Origin of the sequence: Coraliomargarita parva (genome assembly GCF_027257905.1) — a bacterium.
GTDB lineage: Bacteria > Verrucomicrobiota > Verrucomicrobiia > Opitutales > Coraliomargaritaceae > Coraliomargarita_A > Coraliomargarita_A parva.
This window is the reverse complement of sequence record NZ_JAPZEI010000001.1, coordinates 145,470-163,345: the sequence shown is the minus strand read 5'-3', so window position 1 is coordinate 163,345 and position 17,876 is coordinate 145,470. Positions and strand designations below refer to the sequence as shown.

The window sequence follows — 17,876 nt, the reverse complement described above, 5'->3', positions numbered from 1 at the left end:
AAAGTTGAAGGCTTTATAGCGCGTCGCGGATCGTTGCGTAGATCTTTTGCGATTCCGGCAGGTTGCCGAGGCTACCCACGCGGATACGCATCTCGCACTGACCGGGAGCCAGTTGAGCGATACGGACCGTGACTTTCTCGTCACCGACCTTGCGGGCATAAATCGTAATGGATGCGTCCTTGTGGAGTTCTCCGGTACGGAAGTAGCCCATGTTGTCGAGCTGGCGGATGGCGGTGCGGAAGATGGTTCCGGCTTCCGCGTCGATCGGGCCGTAGAAATAACCTGCCGTGAAGCGGGCCGTTTGCTCCTGGCCTGTTTTCGGGTCAATGGCTACGGGTGTGGTGCAGGCAGATGCAAAAAGCGCTGCCAGAACGGCGAGGGAGAGTGTCAGTGCGGCGTTCGATTTCATATTGGATTGTTAACAAAAAGTAATTTTTCCGAGAGTGCAATCAGAAGCTTTTCAAGTAATACACACCGTTACGATCCTTAAAGACCAGCCGGCCGTCCTTTGTGCCGACAAAAACAAGGCCGGTGCTCGGTTCGACAGTATCTCCAATGACATAACTGATATCGTCGAGCATGACACGTGCCTGATTGCCAGTACGTACGGCCCCGACCTGTGCATCGGACAAATAGGCGGACACCTGGTCCCGGTATTCATTCGTGTCGACCTTTGAGTCGGCCTTTGGAGCACTCGTTTCGGCTTGGACCGGCTTCACCGCTACGGGTTCGGCCGGATTGAGCAGGGCCCCTGCGTCGGCTTCGGCTTGAGCGACTTGTTCGACGACAGCCTTTGCCTTGGCGATCGGTCCGGACGGGGTCGTGCTGGCTACAACCGGTGGCGTATTCGTGGTGGTGGCGTCTCCGCTTTCCGGCTGGCTCCCCATCAGGACATACCAGATGCCCCCACAGGCGCCGCCAATAACCAGCAGTATCGCGAGGATCAGAAGCAGGCTGGCCAGCGGGCTGGACTGGGACCCTTTTTCACCGCCGGAAGTTCCGGACGCAGCGGGAGCCTTGCGGGGAGCGGGCGAGGGAGGCGGCATATCGTTCTGCACGGGAGGCAGCTTTGGGGGCAGCGTCGGCTGAACCGCAGCTGCCGCCGGTGGAGGCGGCGCACTGGGAGCGGGGGGCGGTGGTGAGACCGCTTTCTTTGCCGCAGGAAAATCTTCCACCGGAGCTTTTACTTCCGGATTGGTCTCGTCTTGCGGCGCTGACTTCAAGGGGGTGATTTTTAGCTTGGGCGCCGCTTGTGCCGCTGGCTTTGCAGGGGCAGGAGAAGGGACTTCTTTTTCTTCTTTGGGAAGCGCCAAGTCGCGGGAAAGCTTTAGCTTCAGGGGCTTGTTTTCGCCGGTGTCATCACTCATAAGCCTCTTGCTTAGTCGATACCCGCGCACTGGCAACTCTAATAGCCCCTGGTACGCTGCTAACTTATTGTAAACCTTTCACATTGGGGATTGGTGCCGGAGATAAAAAAGCCTGCCTCTAACGAGACAGGCTTTCCTCTAATCTACTTAACCCTAACTAACTCACTGAATAATTAACTTATCCAGTAGCTAAAGACTCATTGGGTATGTGGTTTGTTCCAATATTTTCGATTAATTTCCAGCATGCGATATCATGCACTCGGAAAGGGAGTTCCCGGGGGGGGATCCGGTCCCAGCGATCATAACCGGTTTCCTGCCTGGAGACCGCGATCACTGCGTCATTGATCCCGCAGTACCGGCCTAGTTCGAGATGGTCGTTTTCGCTTTCAATACAAAGCGCGTAGAGATCAAAATGCGCCGGAATCGGGTCGATGACAAAGCGTCCTTCCGGCGTATCGAATTCAAGGCGTGGCAGTCTAGATGTGGGATTCATTGGGTATATACACTACCATATATAGGGTCTAGCACCCATCGGGTGAATCCCGTAGATCCGCAATAATGTTTACCTAATCGCAGTTCCCCGCGCCATCGTTTGCCTTTTTCAGGTGTAGCTCGCCGTCCCGTAATTTTGCTGTGATCCGCTCATGGCGAGCGGCTGCGGCCACGCTTTCGAGAATCGTGCCGTCGTCGCTTTGAAGGAGTGCAAAGCCGCGCTTCAGGCTGGCCTGTAAGCTACTGTTTCCCAAGCGGTTCCCGAGGTAGTCCACTTGTCTTTTGATTTGCTGGCTTCTCACCTTGGTGGCTTGCGCAAGCTGCCGCTGCCGCGATTGAAGCCGCGACATCGCCAGTTTCAGAGTGCTCCCGGGGTGTTGTCGGCTCAGCCGGTTCCCCAGCTGGGCGATTTGCTTTTCCCCGGAGCGAAGCCGGTTGCCCAATCCAAGGCTGAGCCGGTTCTCGTAATCATCCAGTCGCATTTGTAATTGTTCCAAGCGGCGTTCCGGTGCGAGCAAGCGGAGCCGTGTCTGCAGGTCCCGGGCCTGCTGCCTTAGGTTCCCGGTGTAGGTCTCCATTTGGTAGGCTAGCGTTTCCCTGAGGCTGTCGAGACGTTGGCAGGCGTCCAGATAGAGGGACGAGATCAGCTCGGCGGCTCCCGAAGGGGTTTCCGCACGGACATCGGCGGCATAATCGGTCAGTACGGTGTCGATTTCATGGCCGACTGCGGAAACCAGGGGCAGGGGGCAATTCACGACCGCCCGTACCAGGGCCTCCTCGTTGAAGGCCCATAAGTCTTCGATGCTGCCGCCTCCCCGTGTGATGACGACGAGGTCGAAGGCCGGCCGGCTGTTCGCCGCGAGCTCCAGCATGCGTGCGATTTCACCGGCGGCTTCCTTGCCCTGTACGCGCGCTGGGAGCAAAGTCACGGAGCCGCCATAGCTGCGGCGGCGGAGGATGCGCAGGAAATCACGGATGGCGGCTCCGGTGGGGGAACTGACGACTGCAATCCGAAGCGGCAGGGCGGGCAGTTCCTTTTTGAGTTCAGGATCAAATAGTCCCTCGCCGGCCAGTTGTTTCTTTAAGCGTTCATACTCCAAATGGAGACGGCCGTGCCCACTGCGGATTGCCATCTTGGCAATCAACTGGTAGCGCCCGTGGGGTTCATAGACCGAGATACTGCCGAACAGGACCACTTCCATCCCGTCTTCGAGCACGAAGCCCTGGGCGGCTGCATCGCGTGCAAACAGCACTGCGGGTAACTGGCTGCCTTTGTCCTTGAGCGAGAAATAGACGTGCCCGGAGCTTTGGCGCCTGAGGTTCGACACTTCCCCCTGGACCCAGATCCGGGAGAATCCGGACTCCAACTGCCCCTTGATTGCCCGGGTCAATTGGGTTACGCTCCGGACATCGTCCGGTTCCGGCTGGAATAAGTCATGCAGCATGTTTCGAATTCCGGGAGCGTATCATGCGGGTGGCAAGCACAACCATGACGATGCAGAGAAATGCGGTGATCGCCAGGCCGGTCTGTCCTGTGAAAAGTGCGCCTCCCGTGACCACAAAGCCGACGGTGTAGAGGCTTTGAATCGGGATCGAAACCAGGAGGTAGGGTTTCAATTGGATGTGAAGGATGCCCAGCGCTATGTTTTGCAGGGCATAGGGAATACCGGGGGTGATGCGCAGGATCGCGGTAATCCGGAGCGCATTGGCGCCCTTGAAGTCGGGCAGTTCCCGGTTGCGCATGACAAATTGCCGCAGCAGCTTGTGCAAGGGGCCTGCTGCCAGGAGATAGGTCCAGAGGGAGCAGAGGCTTTGGGCGGTGATCGCGATGATGCAGGTGACGAAGAGGCCGTAGCGAGGACCGAGGACCAGTCCGAACAGGACCAAGAGGATACTAATCGGAAAACCCACGCCGGGTAGGGTGGCCAGTGCCAGAACCAGTGCCCAGGGGTTTTCCTCGAGCCAGTCACGCAGCTGTAAGAGAGAGTCTTTCCAGTACGCCGGATCCGGGTGCTGCAGCCAGAACCAGAGTACCAGTCCGGCGGCCAGCATTCCCGGCAACAGCAGGAGCAGGAGCTTTCTTCGGGAGGATGTGTTCGAGGGTGGGTTCATTTTTTTCGGAATGTGGGGACAAATCTTGGCGGATGCAATAGCTTGCACCTGAAGATAAACCACTTAGGCTGCACACCCCATGGAAGATGAAGTCAATCAATCCTCGGGAGGGGGCATGCTGGCCATCGCGCTGGCAGTGCTCGGAATCGTACTGGGTGGTGCCGGTCTCTATTTTGGTATGACGGCCAACCAGCGTATTGCGCCGATTTCCGAGTCGGTCACCGCCGGGAGTAGCACGGCGGCTCAACTGGAGAAGGATATAAGCGCCCTGAGCACCCAGATTGTGGAAACCGCGGCCAAGCTGGATGGTCTGGACGGTTCGTTCCGGAGACAAAAAATTTATTCCACACAAAGTGAGGCGGCAGTCAAGAAACTGGGCAGTGAAGTGGCGGCGAATCGCCAGCAGGTGAATGACCTGGCCGGCAAGCTCGAAGAATTGGCCCAGAAGGGGATTCGTGTGGCTTCCGGTCCGGCTCCGGTTGCGACCGGTAGTTCGACAAGCACGGTGGAAGCCGCGCCTGTCGCCGCTTCCGGTTCGGCTTCGACCTATCGTATTCAATCCGGGGATACCTTTGCCAAGATCGCATCCCAGCAAGGTGTCAGTCTTCAGGCCCTGTTGGATGCCAACCCGGATGCGGATCCCCGTCGCCTTCGCATCGGCCAGGAAATCCAGATTCCATCGAACTAGGCATGTCCGGTCCCGAGGATGAATTGCCACGCTGGGAGTTGCTCAGCGACGAACTCAGCTTTCAGGCCCGAGTCTGGGACCTGCGCACCCGCCGTTACCGCCAGCCCCTGACCGGGCAGGAAGGGGATTTCTATTATCTCAATTCAAGCGACTGGGCGATTGTGGTGGCACGGACCAAAGCAGGGGAGCTGGTGATGATTCGCCAGTTTCGCTGGGGAGTGGATGATTTTACCTGGGAGTTTCCGGGGGGCGTGATTGACGAGGGGGAAGATCCCGTTGTGGCTGGCTTGCGGGAGCTGCAGGAGGAAACCGGCTATGTCGCTCAAAGTGGACGGTTGATCGGCAGTTGTTCCCCGAATCCGGCCATCCTGAACAACAAGTGCCATGTCATTTTTGCGGACCAGGTGGAACTGGGAGAAACGGGAACCGATTGGGACGAGCATGAGGAAATCGAAGTCCGTATCATTCCCGAGGCGGAGGTGATGGACTGGGCCCGAAACAACCGGATCGGACATGCCCTGGCCATGATGGGGCTGCTCTACTACCAGTTGAACAAGTAGCCGGCCCTTCCAGCTATTCCACGGGGCTGGGCGCCTCTTGGGAGAGTTGCCGGCAAATCGCCGGATCCAGGCTTTGGCCTTCAATCCACGTGCCGGTTGTCAGCATGAAGATGGGCTCGGCGGGTTCGCCGACCTCATGATTCAGGCGCGAACGTACGAGCAGGTCGACCGCGCATTTCGCCATGCTTGCCGTGTTCTGGTGGACACCGCAGATCGGCCCATCTCGGTCGCGCACGGCAAGCGATACGTAACCGCAGCCCAGATCTTCGGGTAAGTAGTAGATCCATGGATCCCAGTCCGCGATGATCACATCCGGATTCATACGTTTGAGCCATGCCGGCAGTTCTTTTGTCTCGGGGGTTGACGCATGCCAGATGTGTTTCTTGGGATGGCCCCAGGCAAGGAAGGCCGCCGTATAGGCACGAAGCATCCGGGTTTCGACATCGCTACGAACCAGAAGGCAGGGCCGCTTGTAGCCCCGCTTTCCAATGATCCCGAGTGCCTGCACCATGGCGGTGTAGTGGCTGGCCTGTGCGCGGTGGAATTTGGGCTCCCTGAGTGAACTACCAATGATTACCGTGCTCAGCGAATCCCATTCCAAGTCCGGCGCTCCGATGGATGCAGAGGCGGGTGGTGTTAGAATGACGCCTTGGATATTACGGGCTTTCAACATCCGCATAATGACCCTCGGTGGCATGTCCTTTGATAGGACGAAGTGGTCCATGCCCCGGCCATGCAAGTTCGCTCCCTCGTTGAGGCCCCGGTAAATGTCCGAATCAAACCCGTGACCGGCATTGACGTTCTTCCAGCGTTCCGGCCACCAGATCGCCGCGAAGGTTTCCTGGTAGTTGACCGGCCGGCGACTGGCGAAGCTGGTCATCAATTCACTGACCATCGTGTCCGGCGAATAGCCGAGTTCCCGGGCCGTCTTCAGGATCTTTTCCCTGAGCTCCGGCTTGATCGATGCGTCCTCCTTGAACGCCCGGGAGACGGTCATCCGGGACACCCCGACGGTTTCGGCGACATGGCGCAAGGAGACTGACTTGGGTTTCGGTGAATCAGAGCCTGACGGGGAGGAGGGCATCGCTTTAAACTGTGACAGTAACACTTTGGCCGCAATTTCTTTTTCCCCTAAAATTCGGTCTAATTTCCCAGGATCGGGGTGGAACCACAATGAATGGCCACCTCGGAGTCTCTAGCCCTTCTGGAGATTCACCCCGTAATTTAGAATTTGAACAGATGAGCGAACTCCCCAAAGCACATTATCACCGTGCTAAATTCTGGCAGATAGTTGCGTTTGCCGGGAATGACACAGCGACCAATGCCAGCTTGGCGATGGTGGGTACATTTTTTGTCGTCATGATGACGGACAACCTGGCCTTGTCCGGATTGGTGGCAGGCTTGATTTTGACGCTGGCCCGTCTCTTTGATGGAGTCACCGACCCACTGATTGGGACCTGGATCGACAATACGGTCACGCGTTGGGGAAAGTTCCGTCCTTTCATCTTCGTAGGGGCGATCATTATCAATCTGGGGATGTTGCTTATCTTTGGCGGTCTCGTTCATTTCGAGAACGATGTCTTGCAGTATGCCTGGCTGATCGCTTGCTACCTCTTGTACATAGTCGGGTATACGGCCCAGACGGCTTGTACGAAGTCGGCACAAGTGCAATTGACGAACGATCCCGATCAACGATCAACCATGGGCTTTTTTACCTCGGTGATTTCGTCCCTTTTCTGGGCGGCGTTTCTTGGTTTTTCGTTGAACTACGTTAAAGGCTTTGAGGGTGGCTTCTCCAATCCAACCGGTTATTTTCACGTCGCCTTGATCACTGTCGGCGTAAATGTCGTGTTCACCTTCTTTGCTATTTTGGCCCTCGGTGAGCACGACCGTCCCGAGCGCTATGCGAAGTTTGAAAAGTCGGAGAAGGTGAAAATTTCGGCGGTCATCAATATTATTCGCCGGAATCGAGCGATGCAGACCTTGATTGCGGCGGCGGCGACGAATAAATTGGCGAGTGTGCTTCAAGGTGCGGCGGCTGTTTATTTCTATATTTACACGGTGCAGAACCTGGAGATTCAGGCCAAAATCGCTTGGCTGGGCTTGCCCGGTATGTTCATCGGGAATTTCCTCGCGGTCTTCATTGCGCGTCGATTTGATCGTAAGATCTCCTTTCTCGCGGGAACATGGATGGCTATGATTTTCGGGGTTGTCATCATGGTGATTCGTCCCTTCGCCCCCGGGCAGACGCTACTCTTTCTGGGCTTGATGTTGATGATCAACGCGGCCACCGCTCTGGCGCAGATGAATGTCATCCCGATGATTGGAGATGTGGCCGACTACGAACGTTGGAAAAATGGGCGATTCGCACCCGGTGTGGTGGGCACCACCTTCAGTCTGGTCGATAAGTTGATTTCCTCGGCATCCGGCCTGCTGATCGGTGGAACTCTGGCTTTTATCGGCTATGAAAGTGGTATGGAATGGACTCCCCAAGCGTACTGGGCCTTCCTTTTCGTGATGATCGGTGTGCCGGTTCTTGGGCACATCTGTTCGATTATTGCCTACGCTTGGTATCCGATCAATCGCGAGACCTATCACAAAATGTACGCCGAGATGCCGGAGGAGGAAGCCGCTGTGGCTTCGACGGAGCTTAATGTTGCGGCAATGGAGAAGAGCTAATTGATCCAAAGGAGTTTTTCCCGTGCTGCACCTGCCAGTCATGTGTTGATACAGCCTCAAGCCGGACCGGTATGGCATCCCGGTCACCCAATCGGGCGATTGATTGGTAGTCCATTTCAGCGATTCTGCGGTATCTCCATGATTCTTTCGGGTTTGCGTGGCAACACCTTGATGCACTTCAAGTTCGCGCTTTGGGCGAACAGTCGGAGTCGTATTAGTGACAGTAACAAATTGTGTGCTGTTTTCTCTTCCTTGAGTGCATGTTGCTCTGGACTATTAATCTGTGACGACACAAGCAATTCTGTATCGAAATGAACATACCTCTATTGAAACGTAAATGTCTGCGCTTGGCTTTTCTGGCACTTTGTGGATCTGTCTCGCTGCATGCCATGTCAACGAAACGGGCTCAAGAGCCGGTTGCGAATGTGGTTCCGGTTCCGGGGCATCCGCTCGCTCCTCCGAGTGCGCTTTATTCGGTCAATGCCGGAGGCCATGCGGTGGAGGTAAAGCACGAGCGTTATGACTTCGATGTGGCCATGTTCACGATGGGAGAGGCTCCGGTGCTGGTTGATGTCACCGTTGAGGAGGCCTTCGATACGTTCAGCCTGAAGCCGGACCGCTACGGGGTCGAGGTGGAGCGTATCCAAAATACAATACGCTTTACCCTGGCGGAGCCGCATAAGCTTGTGCTGCAAATTCCAGGTCAACCCCCCTTGGCCCTGATTGCGACGCCGTTTGAAACCGATGTACCCGATCCCCTCGATCCGTCGGTGATCTATTTCAAGCCTGGGGTTACCGATGCCGGTGTGATCCGGCCAAAAGACGGGCAGACGGTTTACTTGGCGCCGGGATCACTGGTGAAAGGGCGGATTGAAGCCCGGGGCGTGGACAATGTAACCGTGCTTGGGCGTGGCCTTTTGGAAACGGAAGGCTATTCGATCCGGGATGAAAAGCTCCATGGTATCCTTTTCGATCATTGCAAAAATGTCAAAGTCGAGGGCATCGGAGTGCGCAGCTACGATACCTGGTGGCAGACGCTGTTTCTCAACACGATCAATGCGGAAGTCGCTCAGGTGAACTTGTTTGGTATCGGAGTGAATACGGACGGCGTCGATATCGATGCGGTGAAGGATTTTCTCGTGCGCGACAGCTTTATCCGCTGCGAAGACGACGGCCTCGGATGGCATGCCGTGGATGCGGCAGCGAATGGTGAGATGATAACTGAGAACGCTCTGGCCGATAATTTGGTTATTTGGAATACGAAAGCGGGTAATGGTATCCGCATCGGTGCTTCCATGGAGGCGCAGTTATGGCGGAATATCACCATTCGAAATGTGGATATCCTGATGCATGCTCGGTCGGGAATTATGAGTGACTATTCCGACTGGGCGTGGATAGATAACTTGAAGTTCGAGAATGTGACGATCGAAAAGCCCTCGGTGCCGATTAACTTCAAAATCGAAAAGACAAGCTACAGCAACTCGACCGGTTACCTGCAGGAGCGTGGCCACATGCATGGATTATTGTTTGAGAACGTAAAGATGAACGGTGGCGGTATTTATTTGAAAGGTGCGGATGCCGCCCACCGGATCCATTCCGTATGGTTCAACAATTGCACGAAGGCTGGGCGGCTGATCGATTCACCCGAAGACGTGAAGACAAACCAGTATGTGACGAATGTGCACTTCAACGAACCCTTTCAGCCCATAGACCGCACGCCGACACCCGGTTTCATCGAATTCGAAGACTGTGACTCTCGGGTCGGTGGCGGGGTCCAGTATATTGCGGATGTGCCGTCGGCAAGCCTTGGCCGTCTCCGCGTCTTTGAGGCGAGGGAAGCAGGTGCCTACATCGAGCATGAGATAACGGTTCCTGACGCCGGGGCTTATTCCATGACCTTCCTGGCACGGGCCCCGTCTGCCGGCATGCGGGTCGACCTCAGTATCAACGGTCACATGGTTCAAGAGGGGATGGACTTGTCTTCTGCCGGTGCCGGGTTCAAGTCGATTGATTGCGGCGAATTGATTTTTGACGAATCCGGCACACGGACCGTGCGCCTGAGCGTGAACGGCTTGTCTGCAGGCGACACATCACGTCTGGAACTGGACGCCATTCAACTCGTGGCCCGTTAAGATGCCAGGAAACAGTTGTGCCAGCCGTAGTGGCCGGCTTTAGCCGCCATTTCCGTGTGTAAAGCTGCGGAGTGCCTGCGAGGAAGTCTAAGTGGAGGTTGCCGAGATTAACCTGTTTTCTCTTTCGGGGAACCCCTTAAGGTGGCGCCCTCGACCCATGTGCCCGTCGTGAGCATCAGCATCGGGTCACTCGGCTCCCCGAGTTCATGCTGCAGGCGTGAGCGCGCCAAGAGGTCAACCGAACATTTGGCAATGCTTTCGATATTTTGGTAAATTCCTGTGATTGGGCTATTCTTCGAGCGAACCGAGAGAGAAACGAAGCCACAGGCTTTGTCTTTGTCGGGGATCACGTCATACCAGAGTTCCCAGTCGGCGATAATGACGTCGGGTTTGACTTTCTTCAACCACCCCGACAGTCCGTCGGACTGATGGCTGTCCGTCTGCCAGATATGCTTTTGGGGGTGCCCCCAAGCCAGGAAAGCTGCCGTGTAGGCTCGGACGGTGCGTCTGTCGATGTCGCTATGAATCAGTAGGCAAGGACGCTTGTATTGGCGACTGCGCAAAGTTTCCAGCGTCTTGACCATCACGTTGTAATGACTCGGCTGAGCACGATGGAAATTAGGCGTGGGGAGCGAACTGCCGATAACCACTGCACTCAGGTTGTCCCAATCCAGTTCCGGTGTCGTATCATCGGCCACAATCGGGGGAGTGAGGATGACACCCTGAATATTTCGGGCATGCAGTATGCGATTAACCACACAAGGTGTCATCTCCTCCGTCATCACAATGTGGTCGATTGTACGGCCGTGTAGCTTGGCTCCTTCAACCAAGCCACGGTGCATATCGGCATGATATCCTTTTTCCCAAGCGACCTCCGCCCAGCGTTCGGGCCACCAAATCGCAGCAAAGGTTTCCTTGTAGTTGATGGGGCGTTGGCTGGCGAAGCGGGTCATGAGCTCACTGACCATCTTGTCGGGCTCATAGCCCATCTGACGAGCCACCTGGAGGATTTTTTTGCGTAGTTCCGGACTGATCCTAGCGTTTTTCTTGAAGGCGCGTGAGACAGTCATACGGGAGACGCCGATGGATTCCGCGACGTGTCGTAAGGATATGACCTTCGAGGAAGAATTGCTGGTTTTTGAAGATATCCGGGGCATACCTTCGATGCTGTGACTGTAACATGCGGGGGCAATTCCTTTTCTCCGGAAAAGGCACTGTATTCCTGCCGGAAAAGATCGCAGCCTGATCCTTCGTGCGGTTCGGTGGCTGAAGCCCCCGCTACGTAGAAACAGTTGTGCGAGTCGTAGTGGCGACTTCAGCCGCCATTTTCGTGGGTAAAGCTGCGGAGTGCATGCACGGCGTGAACGGTGGCTGAAGCCCCCGCTACGTAGAAACAGTTGTGTGAGCCGTAGTGGCGGCTTCAGCCGCCATTTTCGTGGGTAAAGCTGCGGGGTGCATGCACGGCGTGAACGGTGGCTGAAGCACACCGCTACGTAGAAACAGTTGTGTGAGCCGTAGTGGCGGCTTCAGCCGCCATCGCCATTCGTGTTCGATTTTGCTTAGTATTCGATCCGGTAGAAGCGGCGACCTTCGGCTGAAAGCGGGTCTTCATAAGGGGGCGTCGGTTGTGGTGTTACGGCTGTCCAACTGCTGAGGTTGTCGCTGATCCATAGTTCCCCGGAACCGGTCCAGTCGATGATGAAGTCGTTGCCTAGGCTGACCGGTGGGTAAAGCAGGGGCGGGCTTGACGCCTGCTTGTCAATAACGACCACACCGATGTAGTAGAACCCATCGCTGTTCGTGTTATTGGCGCCTTTGTTCACGGTCAGGGTGATGTTGCCGGAAGCGTTCGGCTGCAGATTGGTGATCTGCACCGTTGAGGATACGTTATTGGCTGCGTCGAGGGTCACCGAGCTGCTGCTGGCACCCGTCAACGTATATTCCGTTTCACGGTTGTCCGTAGCCGAGGTTCGGGAGGCATAGAAGGTGAAGTCGTAGGCAGTTCCCGGATCCAGATTCGAAAAGACGAAGACGCCTTGAGCATTGTCCGTGAAGCTGCTGAAGGTGCCGGTTTGCCCATAGAGGCTGTCCGAAGTTGCACCGCTGGGGTAGGGGCCGGATGAGGTGCCGCTCTGGTTTGTGCCGCTGAGGGTGTCCGTCATCGTCAGAGAGATGCCGGTCGAAGTGCCGCCCGCGTCGAGCAGGTCGCTGAGCAACACTGCGGGGGTGCCCGTTCCATTGCCGACGGCGTCACGGATGGTGGTATCCAGTACCACTTGGTTCCAGGTGTCTGTGGATCCGGAGACCGTGCTGGCTCCACCGAAATCCAGGTAGATGAGGTTGGACGACTGGGCGACTTGAAGGCTCATGCGTGTCGCGTCGGCCAGTGCATTGCCTGCGTCATCCAGAAGCCCGGTGGAAACCTCGACCAGAACATTGCCGATGATTTCTGTGGCGGTTGTGAGGGTGACACTGTTGCTCAGGCCTGTAAAAACCACGCTTTCGATCGTCACACGATGGCCGCGGTTGATGATGGTGTAATTGGCCGGATCGAGGGCCGAAGTTTCGTCCAGCAGGTCGTCAAATTGGAGCACCAAGGTGTTGGCATCCGCTTGGGTCAAGCGGGTCCATGTGGGGGGCGTGGTATCCGGCAAGTCCTCGGCCAAGCCTGCGGTGACAACCGTCTGCCAAGCGATGTTTTCGACAAATGCGGCTTCGGAGGTATCGAGGTTGAGGCTCAGCGCGGCGATCTCTGCGGTATTGTAGAGTCCCATCGGACTGTCTTGATAAATCACTGCGTAGTGCACACAGGCGGAAAGATAGTAGCCCAGCGAGTTACCGTGGTACTCATCGTCCGTAAAGAGGTCGATGTAGTTCGGATCGCTCGGGTGCAGATTGCCGCCCGCATTGTCCCACGCCTGGCCGACCGGGTCGACCTTGACCGGTGGGCTCGTCGGATGATCGGTGTTGAGTGCGTCCGCGAGTGCCTGGTAGTTCGTGACCAGTTCGCCGAGCATCTCATCGGTGGACTCGAAGGTCGTGGCGGTGGATGTTCCGGTGATTAGTGAATGGATCGCAGAGCGCGCCCATGTCTGGTAGAGGTGGACGTTCGTGTCAGGGTTGTTGGCCATCACCGAGCCATAGAGCAGCGTGCCGTAAGTCATGTGGTCGGTTACGCTACCGATGTGGGTGGGCTCCGTTGAATAATTTTGCATCACCACGTGAGTCCACTGCTGTGAAGCGATAACGGCCTGGTGGTTCTCGTAGTGATATTGATAATCCTTCCCGCCGACGGCTGCCATCACCGTAGTCGGATCTTCCTGGCCCGCCGCGTTTGCGAGGGCGTCGAAGATGTCGGGGACGCTGCGTGCGCCTCCGCTGCCGAGTGTGAAGCTGTTGCCCAGGAACAACACTTTGTTTTCGGCACTGGCAAGATTCGTCAGGCTGGCGATCAGCAGAACCGTTGCGATGAGGCACTTATGGGATGCAGTCATATGATAAAAAGGGGGGAGAAACGGAAGGAGGTGAATTGAATTGGGGGGCGTAGTGGCTGCTTCAGCTGCCATATCGGGTCTAGCTGGGCGGATGGCGACTGAAGTCGCCACTACGAATAATGGCTGTCAGTGCGTGCCCTTCGAGACGCGCCTGCGCTACTATGGGATGCACATCCAAAGTAAGTGTTACCGCAGGAAGCCGGTGAATGGCTTTGACCTGTCCGTAAACAAAAATGGCGGGTCTAGTGCTAGACCCGCCATGGGAAAAGGTCAGCTCTGCGGTGGGGCTTTAACGGCGGCGGCGCAGCATGACAAAGCCGGTGGCCATGGCACCCAACAACAACGCGACGGAACCCGGTTCGGGAATCACGGCGATTTCAACTACGCCGAGGTAGGAATAACCGCTTGTGTTACGTGTTCCCGGTGTAACTGTGAGGGTGATGACTCCACCAGCCGTCGGGCTAATGGCACTGGCCGTGACCGTGTTGCTCACGTTGGTGGAGTCGTAAGCGGTGGTGACGCCGTCCCAATCGGATGCGTCGAGGGTAACCGTTGAACTGTTTAAACCGTCAAGTATGTAATCCGTATCGCGGTAACTTGCTGACCAGCGTGAAGCGAACATCGTGAAGTCGTATGTTTTGTCTGGGTCGAGTCCTGTGAAAGTCAGGACGGCCATGTTGTCACCAGTTGACGCAGACGTGTAGAAGCTATCTCTTCCGGGGTTTGAGTCACCATACAATGTTGTGCTGGTGGTGCCATTGATGTTCCTTCCATCAAAGGCATTCGTGATGTCGAGTGTGATCCCGGAAGACGTGCCTGCGGTATTGATTAGGCTCACTCCGGTAGCGGAGAGGTCTGCCTCATCTGTGGTGGGTGTAACGGCCAGGTTGTTCCAGTTGCCGGTGGTTGTGTAGGAGTTATCTCCGAAATCGATCAGGATTGTTTCCGCGCCGAGAAGGGCGGGTGCGAGGACTAGTGCCGAGAGCAGGATTTTGTGGGTTGTTTTCATCATGCGGATTGGATTAGTGAATTAAAGAAATGGCTATTTTGTATTGTGAAAGTGGTGAGTTAAGACAGATTGTGATGTTACTGTCACACGGGAGAGGGGATCTAAGATTGAATGCACCATAACCTTTGGATATGGTGGAGAATATCATTTTGCCCGTCCCAGAACAATGGTGATATTTACTTGAATTATGTTGATTGCGCTCAGTCGGCTCGGTTTCCCAAGCGCCTTGTGTTCTTGAGGCAGTCGTCGTTCAATTTTGATACGTATTGCAGAGATGAATGATGGCTAGTTTGCCAGTCGTAGTGGCCGGCTTCAGCCGTCATTTGTTTCAGGGATTCGTCTCTTGACCCTCTTTGAAGGAGAGTGTGTGGCCTACCCGGAGGGGCCCCTAGGCATAGGCACTGTGCTAAGCACGACGACGGCGAATGAACGCCAAGGTCAGAGTTGCGATGCCGAATAGGACAGCGTAGGTGGATGGCTCTGGGATGACGCTGAGTATATCACTGTATTCGGTCGCGATGACGATGTTATCGAAGTATCCCGTCATACTTTTGCCATTCGATTGGATTAGGATAGAATCTATCGAAGTTATCGGAGCGCTTTGGGTTAGCGAAGCAGAGCCAAGTATCGTCGGCAGGCCACCGGAGAAAGCCCAGGCATTGATGGCTTCGTTACCGCTATCATCAAAGACGATTTCGAGCACGAAGGTGACCTCGGTGCCTTCCGTATAGGGACCGTCAGTGGCGGAAGCGGAGTCGCTTCTATCACTGCCTCCATAGAGTAAGAAGTATTCACTGTCCACATCCGCATAATCGGTTCGAAACTGGAGACTGAATTCTTCGGTCGTGCCGCTCATCCCGGAAAGCGCAAGGACTTGTGTCCCCACTTCGTCTACTGTTCGCTGCTTGACTCCAGTCCATGCAATATAGAGGGTTCCGGTGGACTGAGCGGATGTCAGTGTGCGGGAATTTCTAAACGTGTCATACTCTCCCGTGAACGCGGCACCATCGACGACATCAAAGCTGGTGCCGTCCGTCGTCCAACCGGCACTCCAGCCGGTCCCACCGGTGCCGACTGAAGCGAGGTTGTTGTTGCCGTCGGCATAGTCGAAGGATTCCGTCGCGATGATGGATGCATTCGAGCTAAGGGGCAGGAGGCTGAGTGAGCCAAGTATCAGCCAAGCGGAAGTCTTTTCTAGAGATTGCTTCATGTTAATCTGGGGTTGTTTTAGAGGTTCTTACACTTTGTGATTCAATCTTTGAATCTGGGTGCGAGGACCATGGAGTGGCCTAAAGGATATCATTTTGCCCTCCCTATAACAATGGCGATAGTTGCTTGAATTATGTCGATTTCGCTCATGCTATTCGGTTTTCAAGAGCCTGGTGTCCTCGATGCAGGTGGTTGTCGTGTCTAGTCGTAGTGGCCGGCTTCAGCCGCCATGTTTGTTTGGTAAAGTGCGGAGTGCATGCACGGCGTGAACGGTGGCTGAAGCACACCGCTACGGAGAAATGTGTCGAGTGCACAAACTACCAAAACTTGAGGTAGAGCGCGATGGTGGCGAGGACGACGGCGTAGCCGCAGATTTTTGCCGGAGTGGAGCTCTTCAGTTCGATTGCCTTATTCTCGGGGAGCACGACCGGCACTGGCATGGGCTTCAATTTGGTCAGTATCAGTCCCGCCAATACGACGATGAAAAAGCAGAGCGCCATGCGGTCGAGGAAGGCCATCCGGTCGGAATACCACCAGCCGTGTGAGATAAGGAAGGGGCCGCCGATCCACTTGAAGAAACCGTAGGCGAATACATTCAGGCCGATCCCGATGGCACCGAAGTAGCGGGGCGTTTTCGGCGAGAAAAAACCGAAGATAAAGACGGCGAGTATACCTGGAGAGATGAAGCCCTGAAATTCCTGGATGTAGGCAAAGATGCTGGTAAACTTATCCAGCTGTGGGGCGACCAGGGCGGCCAACAGCACGAAGAGCAGGACAAAGCCACGGCCGACCCGCACGAGTTTGATCGGATCCTTCTCTCCGCTGAACTTGGAATACAAATCGATCGTCGCGATGGTGGACGCCGAGTTCAACATGGATGCCAGCGAGCTGATGACGGCCCCAGTCAATGCGGCCAGCACGAACCACGAAATCAGCGGCATGGGTTTGATCAAATTCCGGACCAGCACCGGGAAGGCCCGGTCGTAGTCGTATTCGCCGGTCGTCGCATTGAGCAGGTCGCCGCTGAATAAATTATAGGCCAGGATGCCGGGGATCACGACCAGGAAGGGCACCAGTAGTTTGAGGAAGGCGGCAAGGACGATGCCTTTTTGCCCCTCGGCCAATGACTTCGATCCCAGGGTTCGTTGGACGATGTATTGATTCAATCCCCAGTAGAAAAAGTTCGGGATCCAGAGGCCGATCAGCAGCGCGGTCCACGGAAGGTCCGAGTCGGTTTTGGGGCGGACCATGTGCACTTTGCCCCCGCTGCCGTTCACGCCGTTGACGACAACGGCTTCGCCTTCGACTCCATCGTTCAAGAGCATGAAGCGTTGCCAGGCGTTCGCTTGCTCCAGGTCTTCGACCGTAGCCGTCGAATTGGCGACTTTGGTCTGGATAAGTTCCTCGGCTGGTTTGTCGGCCAAGACGGAGAATGCGAGGACCATGACGATGAGCCCGCCGAGAATCAAGGCGGCCCCCCAGATCAGGTCGGTCCATGCGCAGGCCTTCAAGCCCCCCACAAAAACATACAGCGCGGCGAAGAGTGCAATCAGCCAGCAAACGGCTGTCAGATTGTTCAAGATAGGCACCGTGTTGTAATACTCCGAGACGAACTTGCCGCCCGAGAAGATGACCGAGGAAGTCGTCACGAAGACCAAGGTGACGATCGCGGGAATCGCCATCGCCAATCGGGCAACCCCATCGAAGCGGTACTCGAGGAATTCGGGAATTGTATAGAGACCGGCTTTGAGGAACTTCGGTAGAAACCAGAAGGCGACCACCACCAACGTGACTGCCGCGATCCATTCGTAGGAGGCGATGGCCATGCCCAGCCAGTTGGCAGCGGAACCGGACATCCCGACAAATTGCTCCGTGGAAATATTGGCCGCGATCAGGGAAAACCCGACCAGCCACCATGTCAGTCCACGGCCGGCGAGAAAGTAGTCCGAAGCGCCTTTCTTTTCGTGGCTTTCGTGCCCGCTGCTCTTCCAGATGCCAAGCGTGATGACACCGACGACGGCGATGACGAATAATGAAACTTCCAGTATGTTCATGAGGTGGTTTTTTTTAGAGAATCCTTAAGCCGTTAATTTACGTTTATTTACGTTAATTGGATGTTCGTCTTTTGGGCGAT

At 55.7% G+C, this 17,876-nt stretch carries 15 protein-coding genes; 4 read left to right on the top strand and 11 right to left on the bottom strand.

Annotated elements, in window-relative coordinates; translation table 11 throughout:
• Positions 1-13 precede the first annotated feature (13 nt).
• From O2597_RS00620 to O2597_RS00600, 5 genes are all read right to left on the bottom strand, one after another.
• Positions 14-409 carry a DUF3568 family protein gene (locus O2597_RS00620; RefSeq protein WP_269522228.1) on the bottom strand — a complete coding sequence of 132 codons (396 nt, stop codon included), beginning with the start codon at positions 407-409 and terminating at the stop codon, positions 14-16.
• 40 nt (positions 410-449) lie between these two features.
• Complete coding sequence (locus tag O2597_RS00615) at positions 450-1,367, bottom strand: hypothetical protein (protein ID WP_269522226.1); 918 nt, start codon at positions 1,365-1,367, stop codon at positions 450-452.
• Positions 1,368-1,545: 178 nt separating this feature from the next.
• Positions 1,546-1,860 (bottom strand): hypothetical protein, encoded by a 315-nt coding sequence (locus O2597_RS00610; RefSeq protein ID WP_269522224.1) that lies wholly within the window; start codon positions 1,858-1,860, stop codon positions 1,546-1,548.
• Positions 1,861-1,933: 73 nt separating this feature from the next.
• Entirely contained in the window at positions 1,934-3,304 is a 1,371-nt protein-coding gene (gene xseA / locus O2597_RS00605; RefSeq protein WP_269522222.1) for an exodeoxyribonuclease VII large subunit, read from the bottom strand.
• Positions 3,294-3,971, bottom strand: a complete 678-nt coding sequence (locus O2597_RS00600; RefSeq protein ID WP_269522220.1) for a TVP38/TMEM64 family protein — start codon at positions 3,969-3,971, stop codon at positions 3,294-3,296. The genes xseA and O2597_RS00600 overlap by 11 nt, the downstream gene beginning before the upstream one ends.
• Before the next feature lie 79 nt (positions 3,972-4,050).
• Between O2597_RS00600 and O2597_RS00595 the strand changes: the two genes are divergently transcribed.
• Positions 4,051-4,659: a LysM peptidoglycan-binding domain-containing protein gene (locus O2597_RS00595; RefSeq protein WP_269522218.1), complete on the top strand. Its 609-nt coding sequence runs from the start codon at positions 4,051-4,053 to the stop codon at positions 4,657-4,659.
• Positions 4,660-4,661: 2 nt separating this feature from the next.
• Positions 4,662-5,219 carry an NUDIX hydrolase gene (locus tag O2597_RS00590; RefSeq protein ID WP_269522216.1) on the top strand — a complete coding sequence of 186 codons (558 nt, stop codon included), beginning with the start codon at positions 4,662-4,664 and terminating at the stop codon, positions 5,217-5,219.
• Between the two features lie 13 nt (positions 5,220-5,232).
• Here the strand turns inward: O2597_RS00590 and O2597_RS00585 are convergent, their stop codons facing one another.
• Positions 5,233-6,303 (bottom strand): LacI family DNA-binding transcriptional regulator, encoded by a 1,071-nt coding sequence (locus O2597_RS00585; protein WP_269522214.1) that lies wholly within the window; start codon positions 6,301-6,303, stop codon positions 5,233-5,235.
• A 155-nt stretch (positions 6,304-6,458) separates the two neighbouring features.
• Here O2597_RS00585 and O2597_RS00580 point away from each other — a divergent pair, with 155 nt between their 5' ends.
• Both O2597_RS00580 and O2597_RS00575 read left to right on the top strand, forming a co-directional pair.
• The gene (locus O2597_RS00580) at positions 6,459-7,898 is read left to right on the top strand and encodes an MFS transporter (RefSeq protein ID WP_269522213.1); all 1,440 of its coding nucleotides are present in this window, start codon (positions 6,459-6,461) and stop codon (positions 7,896-7,898) included.
• 389 nt (positions 7,899-8,287) lie between these two features.
• Complete coding sequence (locus O2597_RS00575) at positions 8,288-10,030, top strand: hypothetical protein (protein ID WP_269522211.1); 1,743 nt, start codon at positions 8,288-8,290, stop codon at positions 10,028-10,030.
• 107 nt (positions 10,031-10,137) lie between these two features.
• Here O2597_RS00575 and O2597_RS00570 read toward each other — a convergent pair whose 3' ends face one another.
• The 5 genes from O2597_RS00570 to O2597_RS00550 form a co-directional block, all read right to left on the bottom strand.
• Complete coding sequence (locus O2597_RS00570) at positions 10,138-11,187, bottom strand: LacI family DNA-binding transcriptional regulator (protein ID WP_269522209.1); 1,050 nt, start codon at positions 11,185-11,187, stop codon at positions 10,138-10,140.
• A gap of 402 nt (positions 11,188-11,589) precedes the next feature.
• Positions 11,590-13,524 (bottom strand): DUF4886 domain-containing protein, encoded by a 1,935-nt coding sequence (locus O2597_RS00565; RefSeq protein WP_269522208.1) that lies wholly within the window; start codon positions 13,522-13,524, stop codon positions 11,590-11,592.
• A 289-nt stretch (positions 13,525-13,813) separates the two neighbouring features.
• Positions 13,814-14,536: a PEP-CTERM sorting domain-containing protein gene (locus tag O2597_RS00560; protein WP_269522206.1), complete on the bottom strand. Its 723-nt coding sequence runs from the start codon at positions 14,534-14,536 to the stop codon at positions 13,814-13,816.
• 403 nt (positions 14,537-14,939) lie between these two features.
• Positions 14,940-15,743 carry a PEP-CTERM sorting domain-containing protein gene (locus O2597_RS00555; RefSeq protein ID WP_269522204.1) on the bottom strand — a complete coding sequence of 268 codons (804 nt, stop codon included), beginning with the start codon at positions 15,741-15,743 and terminating at the stop codon, positions 14,940-14,942.
• Positions 15,744-16,059: 316 nt separating this feature from the next.
• The gene (locus O2597_RS00550) at positions 16,060-17,796 is read right to left on the bottom strand and encodes a sodium:solute symporter family transporter (RefSeq protein WP_269522203.1); all 1,737 of its coding nucleotides are present in this window, start codon (positions 17,794-17,796) and stop codon (positions 16,060-16,062) included.
• Between the last annotated feature and the right edge of the window lie 80 nt (positions 17,797-17,876).

Coding starts and splice junctions, on each gene's coding strand:
- O2597_RS00620 (WP_269522228.1), bottom strand. CDS start 409: ATGAAATCGAACGCCGCACTGACACTCTCCCTCGCCGTTCTGGCAGCG.
- O2597_RS00615 (WP_269522226.1), bottom strand. CDS start 1,367: ATGAGTGATGACACCGGCGAAAACAAGCCCCTGAAGCTAAAGCTTTCC.
- O2597_RS00610 (WP_269522224.1), bottom strand. CDS start 1,860: ATGAATCCCACATCTAGACTGCCACGCCTTGAATTCGATACGCCGGAA.
- xseA (WP_269522222.1), bottom strand. CDS start 3,304: ATGCTGCATGACTTATTCCAGCCGGAACCGGACGATGTCCGGAGCGTA.
- O2597_RS00600 (WP_269522220.1), bottom strand. CDS start 3,971: ATGAACCCACCCTCGAACACATCCTCCCGAAGAAAGCTCCTGCTCCTG.
- O2597_RS00595 (WP_269522218.1), top strand. CDS start 4,051: ATGGAAGATGAAGTCAATCAATCCTCGGGAGGGGGCATGCTGGCCATC.
- O2597_RS00590 (WP_269522216.1), top strand. CDS start 4,662: ATGTCCGGTCCCGAGGATGAATTGCCACGCTGGGAGTTGCTCAGCGAC.
- O2597_RS00585 (WP_269522214.1), bottom strand. CDS start 6,303: ATGCCCTCCTCCCCGTCAGGCTCTGATTCACCGAAACCCAAGTCAGTC.
- O2597_RS00580 (WP_269522213.1), top strand. CDS start 6,459: ATGAGCGAACTCCCCAAAGCACATTATCACCGTGCTAAATTCTGGCAG.
- O2597_RS00575 (WP_269522211.1), top strand. CDS start 8,288: ATGTCAACGAAACGGGCTCAAGAGCCGGTTGCGAATGTGGTTCCGGTT.
- O2597_RS00570 (WP_269522209.1), bottom strand. CDS start 11,187: ATGCCCCGGATATCTTCAAAAACCAGCAATTCTTCCTCGAAGGTCATA.
- O2597_RS00565 (WP_269522208.1), bottom strand. CDS start 13,524: ATGACTGCATCCCATAAGTGCCTCATCGCAACGGTTCTGCTGATCGCC.
- O2597_RS00560 (WP_269522206.1), bottom strand. CDS start 14,536: ATGATGAAAACAACCCACAAAATCCTGCTCTCGGCACTAGTCCTCGCA.
- O2597_RS00555 (WP_269522204.1), bottom strand. CDS start 15,743: ATGAAGCAATCTCTAGAAAAGACTTCCGCTTGGCTGATACTTGGCTCA.
- O2597_RS00550 (WP_269522203.1), bottom strand. CDS start 17,796: ATGAACATACTGGAAGTTTCATTATTCGTCATCGCCGTCGTCGGTGTC.